Below are 9,481 nucleotides of genomic sequence, written 5' to 3' on the forward strand. Positions count from 1 at the left end.
CCCGACTGCGCAGTAACAACACCGTCGCTCAAGCGACCAGGAGCAGCAACGTGGCGAAGCAAAGTTCTCAGAAATTCATCGCGCGCAACCGCGCGCCTCGAGTGCAGATCGAGTACGACGTCGAGCTCTACGGCGCCGAGAAAAAGGTCCAGCTGCCCTTCGTGATGGGTGTGATGGCCGACCTCGCCGGCAAACCCGCCGAGCCCCTCGCGCCCGTGGCCGACCGCAAGTTCCTTGAAGTGGACGTCGACAACTTCGACTCGCGCCTCAAGGCCATGCAACCGCGCGTAGCGTTCCACGTACCCAACGAGCTGACCGGCGAAGGCAACCTGAGCCTGGACATCACTTTCGAAAGCATGGACGACTTCAGCCCGGCCGCCGTGGCCCGCAAGGTCGATGCGCTGAACAAGCTGCTCGAAGCCCGTACCCAGTTGGCCAACCTGCTGACCTACATGGACGGCAAGACCGGCGCTGAAGAAATCATCATGAAAGCGATCAAGGACCCGGCATTGCTGCAGGCCCTTGCGAGCGCGCCGAAGCCGGCAGGGGAGCAGTAATCATGACCGAGAATACCGTGCGCGAAAGCGCTCAGAACCTGGGCGCCACCGAAGAAACCAGCGAGTTCGCCTCGCTGTTGCTGCAAGAGTTCAAACCGAAGACCGAGCGTGCCCGCGAAGCCGTGGAAACCGCCGTGCGGACACTCGCCGAGCAGGCGCTGGCACAGACTGACCTGGTGTCCAACGACGCGATCAAGTCGATCGAATCGATCATCGCCGCCATCGACGCCAAGCTCACCGCCCAGGTCAACCAGATCATCCACCACCCGGATTTCCAGCAGCTGGAAAGCGCCTGGCGTGGCCTGCACTACCTGGTCAACAACACCGAGAGCGATGAGCAGCTGAAGATCCGCGTGCTCAACATCTCCAAGCCGGACCTGCACAAGACCCTGAAGAAATTCAAGGGCACCGCCTGGGACCAGAGCCCGATCTTCAAGAAGATGTACGAAGAAGAATACGGCCAGTTCGGCGGCGAACCTTACGGTTGCCTGGTCGGCGACTACTACTTCGACCAGTCGCCACCGGATGTCGAGCTGTTGGGCGAATTGTCCAAAGTCTGCGCCGCCATGCACGCCCCGTTCATCGCGGCCGCTTCGCCGACCGTGATGGGCATGGGCTCGTGGCAGGAACTGTCGAACCCGCGCGACCTGACCAAGATCTTCACCACCCCGGAATACGCCGGCTGGCGCTCGCTGCGTGAATCGGAAGACTCGCGCTACATCGGCCTGACCATGCCGCGCTTCCTCGCGCGCCTGCCGTATGGCGCCAAGACCGACCCGGTGGAAGCCTTCGCCTTCGAAGAAAACACCGACGGCGCCGACAGCTCCAAGTACACCTGGGCCAACGCCGCTTACGCGATGGCGGTGAACATCAACCGTTCGTTCAAACACTACGGCTGGTGCTCGCGCATCCGTGGCGTGGAGTCCGGCGGTGAAGTGGAAAACCTGCCGGCCCACACGTTCCCTACCGATGACGGTGGCGTGGACATGAAATGCCCGACCGAAATCGCCATCAGCGACCGTCGTGAAGCGGAGCTGGCGAAGAACGGTTTCATGCCGCTGCTGCACAAGAAGAACACCGACTTCGCCGCGTTCATCGGCGCGCAGTCGCTGCAGAAGCCGGCCGAGTACGACGACCCGGACGCCACCGCCAACGCCAACCTGGCGGCGCGCCTGCCGTACCTGTTCGCCACCTGCCGTTTCGCGCACTACTTGAAGTGCATCGTGCGCGACAAGATCGGTTCCTTCAAAGAGAAGGACGAAATGCAGCGCTGGTTGCAGGACTGGATCCTCAACTACGTCGACGGCGACCCGGCGCACTCCACCGAAACCACCAAGGCCCAGCACCCACTGGCGGCAGCCGAAGTGATCGTGGAAGACGTCGAGGGCAACCCGGGTTACTACAACTCCAAGTTCTACCTGCGCCCGCACTACCAGCTCGAAGGGCTGACCGTGTCGCTGCGCCTGGTATCGAAACTGCCGTCGGCGAAAAGCGCGTAAAAAATCGGGACTGGCTCGCTCCCTGTAGGAGCGAGCTTGCTCGCGAAAAACTTGAAGGCGCTGCGTTCATCCAGGATGCCCGCGTCACCGTTGACGACCTTCGCGAGCAAGCTCGCTCCTACAGGGGTCGGCGGCGTTAACAAATACAGTGGCTGAGTCCACACAGGGAGAAAACATGGCTGTTGATATTTTCATCAAGATCGGCGACATCAAGGGCGAGTCCATGGACAAAGCCCACAAGGACGAAATCGACGTACTGAACTGGAGCTGGGGCATGTCCCAGTCCGGCAACATGCACGTAGGCGGTGGCGGCGGCGCGGGCAAGGTGAACATCCAGGACCTGTCGCTGACCAAGTACGTCGACAAGGCCTCGCCGAACCTGATGATGCACTGCGCCAGCGGCAAGCACATCGACAAGGTCAAGCTGACCGTGCGCAAGGCCGGTGGTGAAAGCCAGGTCGAGTACATGGTGATCAACCTGGAAGAAGTGCTGGTCACGTCCCTGAGCACTGGCGGTTCGGGCTCCGATGATCGCCTGACCGAAAACGTCACCCTGAACTTCGCCCAGGTGATGGTCGACTACCAACCGCAGAAAGCCGACGGCACCAAAGACGGCGGCGCGATCAAGTTTGGCTGGAACATCCGTTCCAACACCAAGCGCTGATAGCCCTGGCGGCCGTGGCCCAGCGCCACGGCCCCAGGCACTTTGTCCCTCTCGCACCCCGTCCGTGGAGCTGCTTTGGTGGTAACTGAAATCGCTTCCCGCGACCGTCTGCAACCGTCCCTGTTGGACCGGTTGACCGACGACGACCCAACCAACCTGAAGGAAAGCGCCGACAAGCGCGTGCTGTCCCTCACCCAATTGAAGGCCTCGGTGCTGCGTGACCTGGCGTGGCTGCTCAACACCACGTCGCTGCTCGATGCCGATGCCACCCTGCACACCCCGGCCGGCACCTCGGTGGTCAATTACGGCCTGCCGGCGCTGGCGGGCAACAGTGTTTCCAGCGTCGACATCAAGGCCCTGGAAGCCCTGATCTACCAGGCGATCGCCACCTTTGAGCCACGTATTCTGCGCCACACCCTGCGCGTCAAAGCCCGTGTCGGCCATGGCGAGATGAACCACAACGCCCTGAGCTTCGAGATCGAAGGCGACCTGTGGGCGCAGCCGGTGCCGTTGCGCCTGCTGCTGCAAACCGACCTGGACCTGGAGTCGGGCCATGTACGCGTGGTCAACGCCGACCAGCGGAGACGCCCATGAACCCGCGCCTGCTGGAGCTGTACAACCAGGAACTGCACCACGTGCGCGAAAGCGCCGCCGAGTTCGCCAAGGAATACCCGAAGATCGCCAGTCGGCTGAGCCTGTCCGGCATGGACTGCGCCGACCCCTACGTCGAACGTCTGCTCGAAGGCTTTGCCTACCTCACGGCCCGCGTGCAGCTCAAGCTCGACGCCGAGTACCCGACCTTCACCCACAACCTGCTGGAGATCGCCTACCCGCACTACCTGGCGCCGACCCCGTCGATGACCGTGGTGCAACTGCAGACCGACCCGGATGAAGGCTCCCTGGCCAGCGGTTTCCCGTTGCCGCGCGACAGCGTCTTGCGCGCCGCGTTGGGCCGCGAAACCCAGACCTGCTGCGAGTACCGCACCGCTCACCCGGTGACGCTGTGGCCGTTGCAGGTCAGCCACGCCGAGTACTTCGGCAACCCCGCCGCCGTGCTCGGGCGCCTGGCGGCCAGCGAACCGAAAGCCAAGGCCGGTTTGCGCCTGACCCTGCGCACCGGCGCCGAGTTGCCGTTCAACAGCCTCGCGCTGGACAACCTGCCGCTGTACCTCAGCGGTGCGGATGAGCAACCGTTCCGCCTCTACGAACAATTACTGGGCAATGCCTGCGCGGTGTTTGCGCGCAAGCCGGGGGGCGATTGGGTCGAGCGTCTGCCGCAGGACGCGCTGCGCTCGCGCGGTTTCGACGACGCCGACGCGGCCATGCCCGTGGTGGCGCGGGCGTTCCAGGGCTATCGGTTGCTGCAGGAATACTTCGCCCTGCCCCACCGCTTCCTGTTCGTCGAGTTCGCCGAGCTGAGCCGTGCGGTCAAGCGTTGCGACGGCCAGGAACTGGAACTGATCGTGCTGTTCGACCGCCACGAACCGAGCCTGGAAGGCAGCGTCGGTGCCGCGCAGTTCCTGCCGTTCTGCACCCCGGCGATCAACCTGTTCCCGAAACGCGTGGACCGTATCCACTTGTCCGACCGGGTCAACGAACACCATGTGATCGCCGACCGCACGCGGCCGATGGATTTCGAGATTCACTCCCTCGACGGCATCACCGGCCACGGCACCGGGCCGGAGCAGCCGTTCCTGCCGTTCTATGCGGTGCGCGACCCCTCGCGTTATGGCCGCGACCAGGCGTACTACACCGTGCGCCGTGAGCCGCGGGTGCTGTCCAGCGACCAGCGGCGCAACGGCCCGCGCTCCACCTACGTGGGCAGCGAAACCTTCGTCAGCCTGGTGGACAGCCAGCAAGCGCCCTATCGCCACGACCTGCGCCAACTCGGCGTGAGCGCGCTGTGTACCAACCGCGACTTGCCGCTGTTCATGAGCGTGGGCAATGGCAAGACCGACTTCACTCTCGCCGACAGCGCCCCGGTGCTGGCCGTGCGCTGCGTCGCCGGGCCCAGCCGCCCGCGTGCCAGCCACGCCCATGACGCCAAGGCCTGGCGCCTGATCAGCCAGTTGTCGCTCAACTACTTGTCCCTGAGCGAACAGGGCCAGGGCGCAGGCGCCTTGCGCGAACTGCTGCGCCTGTATGGCGACAGCAACGACGCCGCCCTGCAATTGCAGATCGAAGGCCTGCGCGAAGTCAGCAGCAAAGCGGTGACCCGGCGCCTGCCGATGCCCGGCCCGATCGTGTTTGGGCGCGGCCTGGAAATCACCTTGGAATTCGATGAAAACGCGTTTCGCGGCACCGGCGTGTTCCTGCTCGGTGCGGTACTGGAACGCTTCCTGGCACGCTACGTGTCGATCAACAGTTTTACCGAGACGGTGATCCGTACCACCGAACGCGGCGAGATCATGCGATGGAAAGCCAAGCCCGGACGTCGTCCGACCCTGTGAGTACCCTGGATGCGATGCACCAGGAGCCCTGGGAATACGATTTCTTCCAGGCGCTGCGGCGTATCGAGTGCGAATCGCCGGACCTGCCGCGCCTGGGCCAGTCCCTACGCCTGGCGGACGACCCGCTGCGCCTCGGGCAACAGGCCGACTGCACCTTCGCCCCGGCCACCCTGGCCTCGGTCGACCCCGCTGGCGAGGGCAAGCCAGCGCGGCTGCAGCAGTACTTTTTCGGCCTCGGCGGCCCCAACGGCCCGCTGCCGCTGCACATCACCGAGTACGTGCGCGAACGCCAGCGCAACAATGCCGACAGCACCAGCAAACAGTTCCTGGATATCTTCCACCATCGCCTGTTGAGCCTGTTCTACCGGGCCTGGGCCGAGGCGCGGCCGACCGTCAGCCACGACCGCCCGGACGATGATTACTGGTCGGCGCGCCTCGCGGCCTTGAGCGGTCGGGGCATGCCGAGCCTGCTCAACCAGGGGCTGATCCCCGACACGGCAAAGCTGCATTACAGCGGCCACCTGTCGGCGCAGACCCGCTACCCGGATGGCTTGAAGGCGATCCTTGGCGAGTACTTCGGCCTGCCGGTAGAGATCGAAGAATACATCGGCCAATGGCTCGAACTGCCCGAGCGCAGTCGCGTCGGGGTCAGCGCCAACCGGCTCGGCGTGGACTTCTGCCTGGGCAGCCATGTGTGGGACCGCCAGCACAAATTCCGCATCCGCCTGGGCCCGCTCGCGCTGGACGACTACATGGGCATGCTGCCCGGCAGCCAGCCGTTCAACGAGCTGGTGGCCTGGGTGGCCGAGTACCTGGGCCATGAATTGGACTGGGACTTGAACCTGGTTCTGCAACAACCCGAAGTCCCGGCGCTGCAACTCAACGGCCGGTTCCGCCTGGGCTTCAACACCTGGCTCGGCCGCCCTGCGGTTGATGCCAACGACCTAATCCTGGCCCGGCATTACGCCGATCACGCCACCACCTCAAGGAATCCAGAGCATGGGTGAAATCAGTCGCGCCGCACTGTTCGGCAAACTCAACAGCGTGGCCTACAAAGCCATCGAAGCCGCCACGGTGTTCTGCAAGCTGCGGGGCAATCCGTATGTGGAACTGGCCCACTGGTTTCACCAGTTGCTGCAACTGCAGGACTCGGACCTGCACCGCATCATCCGTCAGTTCAACGTGGAACCGGCGCGCCTGGCCCGCGACCTGACTGAAGCCCTCGACCGCCTGCCGCGGGGCTCGACTTCGATCACCGACCTGTCCTCCCATGTGGAAGAAGCCGTGGAGCGCGGCTGGGTCTACGGCAGCCTGATGTTCGGCGAAAGCCAGGTGCGTACCGGTTATCTGCTGCTGGGCATTCTGAAGACGCCGAGCCTGCGCCATGCGCTGTTGGGTTTGTCGGCGGAGTTCGACAAGGTCAAGGCCGAAGCCCTGAGCGAACGCTTTGACGAGTACGTCGGCGACTCGCCGGAGAATGCGTTGACGGCCAGCGACGGTTTCAACGCCGGCGCCGTTCCGGGCGAAGCCAGCGGTGCGATGGCGCCGAGTGCGATGGGCAAGCAGGAAGCGCTCAAGCGTTTCACGGTCGACCTGACCGAACAGGCACGCAGCGGCAAGCTCGACCCGATCGTCGGCCGCGACGAAGAGATCCGCCAGTTGGTGGATATCCTCATGCGTCGACGCCAGAACAACCCGATCCTCACCGGTGAAGCCGGCGTGGGCAAGACTGCCGTGGTCGAAGGCTTCGCCCTGCGCATCGTCGCCGGCGACGTGCCGCCCGCGCTGAAAGACGTTGAACTGCGCAGCCTTGACGTCGGCCTGCTGCAAGCCGGCGCCAGCATGAAAGGCGAGTTCGAACAGCGCCTGCGCCAGGTCATCGAAGACGTCCAGGCCTCGCCGAAGCCGATCATCCTGTTCATCGACGAAGCCCACACCCTGGTGGGTGCCGGTGGTGCCGCCGGCACCGGTGACGCAGCCAACCTGCTCAAACCGGCTCTGGCCCGCGGCACCTTGCGTACCGTGGCCGCGACCACCTGGGCCGAGTACAAGAAACACATCGAAAAAGACCCGGCTCTGACCCGCCGTTTCCAGGTAGTGCAGGTGGCCGAACCGTCGGAAGACAAGGCGCTGCTGATGATGCGCGGCGTGGCCTCGACCATGGAGAAACACCATCAGGTGCAGATCCTCGACGAAGCACTGGAAGCCTCGGTGAAGCTGTCCCACCGCTACATCCCGGCGCGCCAGTTGCCGGATAAATCCGTCAGCCTGCTGGACACCGCCTGCGCCCGCGTCGCCATCAGCCTGCATGCGGTGCCGGCCGAAGTCGACGACAGCCGTCGCCGCATCGAAGCCCTGGAAACCGAGCTGCAGATCATCGCCCGCGAGCATGCGATCGGCATCGCCATCGGGGCACGCCAGAGCAACAGCGAAGCCCTGCTGAGTGCCGAGCGCGAGCGCCTGGCCAGCCTGGAAAGCCGCTGGGCCGAAGAGAAAACCCTGGTCGATGAGTTGCTCGCCACCCGCGCGACGTTGCGTGAAAAAGTCGGCGTGGTCGACAGCGGCAACGATGAGTTGCGTGCGCAATTGGTCGACCTGCAGCAGCGCCTCACCGCGCTGCAAGGCGAAACCCCGCTGATCCTGCCGACCGTGGATTACCAGGCGGTGGCCTCGGTGGTCGCCGACTGGACCGGCATCCCGGTCGGCCGCATGGCGCGCAACGAACTGGAAACCGTGCTCAACCTCGACCAGCACCTGAAGAAACGCATCATCGGCCAGGACCACGCCTTGCAGATGATCGCCAAGCGCATCCAGACCTCCCGCGCCGGCCTCGACAACCCGAGCAAGCCGATCGGCGTGTTCATGCTGGCCGGCACCTCCGGCGTGGGCAAGACCGAAACCGCCCTGGCCCTGGCCGAAGCCATGTACGGCGGCGAGCAGAACGTCATCACCATCAACATGAGCGAGTTCCAGGAAGCCCACACCGTGTCGACCCTCAAGGGCGCGCCACCGGGCTACATCGGCTACGGCGAAGGCGGCGTGCTGACCGAAGCGGTACGGCGCAAACCCTACAGCGTGGTGCTGCTGGACGAGGTGGAAAAAGCCCACCCGGACGTACACGAGATCTTCTTCCAGGTGTTCGACAAGGGCGTGATGGAAGACGGCGAAGGCCGGGTCATCGACTTCAAGAACACGCTGATCCTGCTGACCACCAACGCCGGCACCGAGTTGATTTCCCAGGTCTGCAAAGACCCGGCGAACATCCCCGCGCCGGAAGACATTGCCAAAGCCCTGCGCCAGCCGCTGCTGGAAATTTTCCCGCCCGCACTGCTCGGCCGACTGGTGACCATCCCGTATTACCCGCTGAGCGACGAGATGCTCAAGGCGATCACCCGCCTGCAACTCGAGCGCATCAAGAAGCGTGTGCAGAACACCCACAAAGTCGCCTTCGATTACGACGACGCGGTGGTCGATTTGATCGTCTCGCGCTGCACCGAGACCGAAAGCGGCGGGCGCATGATCGACACGATCCTCACCAACAGCCTGCTGCCGGACATGAGCCGTGAATTCCTCACGCGCATGCTCGAAGGCAAGGCGCTGGCGGGTGTGCGGATCAGTAGCCGGGATAATGAATTGCACTATCAGTTCAACGATTGACCTGAAGAAACACGATCAAAAATGTGGGAGGGGGCTTGCCCCCGATGGCGGTGAATCAGTCACCTGATACATCAACTGACACACTGCTATCGGGGGCAAGCCCCCTCCCACATTTGAACTCGGTTTCTTCAGTTATTTAGTCATTTTCGAGACGCCCGATGCTATTCAACCAAACCTCACGCCTGGCCAAGATCACCAGCCCCCTCGGGCCGGACGTGCTGCTGCTCAATCAAATGGGCGGCGGCGAAGAGTTGGGCCGGCTGTTCGCCTATGAGCTGCAACTGACCTCCCTGGACGCCAACATCGACCTCAACCAGTTGCTCGGCAAGCCGATGAGCGTTGGCGTGCAACTGGCGGACGGTGGCGAGCGGCATTTCCACGGCATCGTCGCGCAGTGCAGCCAGAGCATCGACCAGGGCCAGTTCGCCAGCTATCAGGTGACACTGCGCCCGTGGCTGTGGCTGCTGAGCCGCACGTCGGACTGCCGGATTTTCCAGAACCTGAGCATCCCGCAGATCATCAAGCAGGTGTTCCGCGACCTCGGCTTTTCCGACTTCGAAGACGCCCTGAGCCGGCCGTATCGCGAGTGGGAATACTGCGTGCAGTACCGCGAGACCAGCTTCGATTTCGTCAGCCGCTTGATGGAACAGGAAG

8 protein-coding genes are annotated in these 9,481 nt (G+C 63.8%); all 8 read left to right on the forward strand.

The window, feature by feature from the left end; all coding sequences use genetic code 11:
* The first annotated feature begins 50 nt into the window (after positions 1-50).
* The gene (gene tssB / locus TU80_RS06170) at positions 51-557 is read left to right on the forward strand and encodes a type VI secretion system contractile sheath small subunit (RefSeq protein WP_017849978.1); all 507 of its coding nucleotides are present in this window, start codon (positions 51-53) and stop codon (positions 555-557) included.
* Positions 558-559: 2 nt separating this feature from the next.
* A complete protein-coding gene (gene tssC, locus TU80_RS06175) occupies positions 560-2,056 on the forward strand; it encodes a type VI secretion system contractile sheath large subunit (protein ID WP_017849979.1) in 1,497 nt (498 codons plus the stop codon).
* Between the two features lie 175 nt (positions 2,057-2,231).
* Positions 2,232-2,720, forward strand: a complete 489-nt coding sequence (locus tag TU80_RS06180) for an Hcp family type VI secretion system effector (protein WP_003195562.1) — start codon at positions 2,232-2,234, stop codon at positions 2,718-2,720.
* Positions 2,721-2,798: 78 nt separating this feature from the next.
* Complete coding sequence (gene tssE / locus TU80_RS06185) at positions 2,799-3,314, forward strand: type VI secretion system baseplate subunit TssE (RefSeq protein ID WP_026013585.1); 516 nt, start codon at positions 2,799-2,801, stop codon at positions 3,312-3,314.
* A complete protein-coding gene (gene tssF / locus TU80_RS06190) occupies positions 3,311-5,170 on the forward strand; it encodes a type VI secretion system baseplate subunit TssF (protein ID WP_057004024.1) in 1,860 nt (619 codons plus the stop codon). The genes tssE and tssF overlap by 4 nt, the downstream gene beginning before the upstream one ends.
* On the forward strand, positions 5,134-6,177 hold the full coding sequence (tssG, locus tag TU80_RS06195; RefSeq protein WP_057004025.1) for a type VI secretion system baseplate subunit TssG: 1,044 nt from the start codon (positions 5,134-5,136) through the stop codon (positions 6,175-6,177). Before tssF ends, tssG begins: the two co-directional genes overlap by 37 nt.
* Positions 6,170-8,827, forward strand: a complete 2,658-nt coding sequence (gene tssH, locus TU80_RS06200; RefSeq protein WP_057004026.1) for a type VI secretion system ATPase TssH — start codon at positions 6,170-6,172, stop codon at positions 8,825-8,827. The genes tssG and tssH overlap by 8 nt, the downstream gene beginning before the upstream one ends.
* Before the next feature lie 158 nt (positions 8,828-8,985).
* The coding region (locus tag TU80_RS06205; RefSeq protein WP_134939315.1) for a type VI secretion system Vgr family protein at positions 8,986-9,481 on the forward strand (496 nt) is incomplete at its 3' end.

Origin of the sequence: Pseudomonas veronii (genome assembly GCF_001439695.1) — a bacterium.
Taxonomy (GTDB): Bacteria; Pseudomonadota; Gammaproteobacteria; order Pseudomonadales; family Pseudomonadaceae; genus Aquipseudomonas; species Aquipseudomonas veronii.

Bases quoted from the DNA above. Each gene is read 5' to 3' on its own strand.
- tssF (WP_057004024.1), top strand. From the start codon at position 3,311: ATGAACCCGCGCCTGCTGGAGCTGTACAACCAGGAACTGCACCACGTG.
- tssG (WP_057004025.1), top strand. From the start codon at position 5,134: ATGGAAAGCCAAGCCCGGACGTCGTCCGACCCTGTGAGTACCCTGGAT.
- tssC (WP_017849979.1), top strand. From the start codon at position 560: ATGACCGAGAATACCGTGCGCGAAAGCGCTCAGAACCTGGGCGCCACC.
- TU80_RS06180 (WP_003195562.1), top strand. From the start codon at position 2,232: ATGGCTGTTGATATTTTCATCAAGATCGGCGACATCAAGGGCGAGTCC.
- tssH (WP_057004026.1), top strand. From the start codon at position 6,170: ATGGGTGAAATCAGTCGCGCCGCACTGTTCGGCAAACTCAACAGCGTG.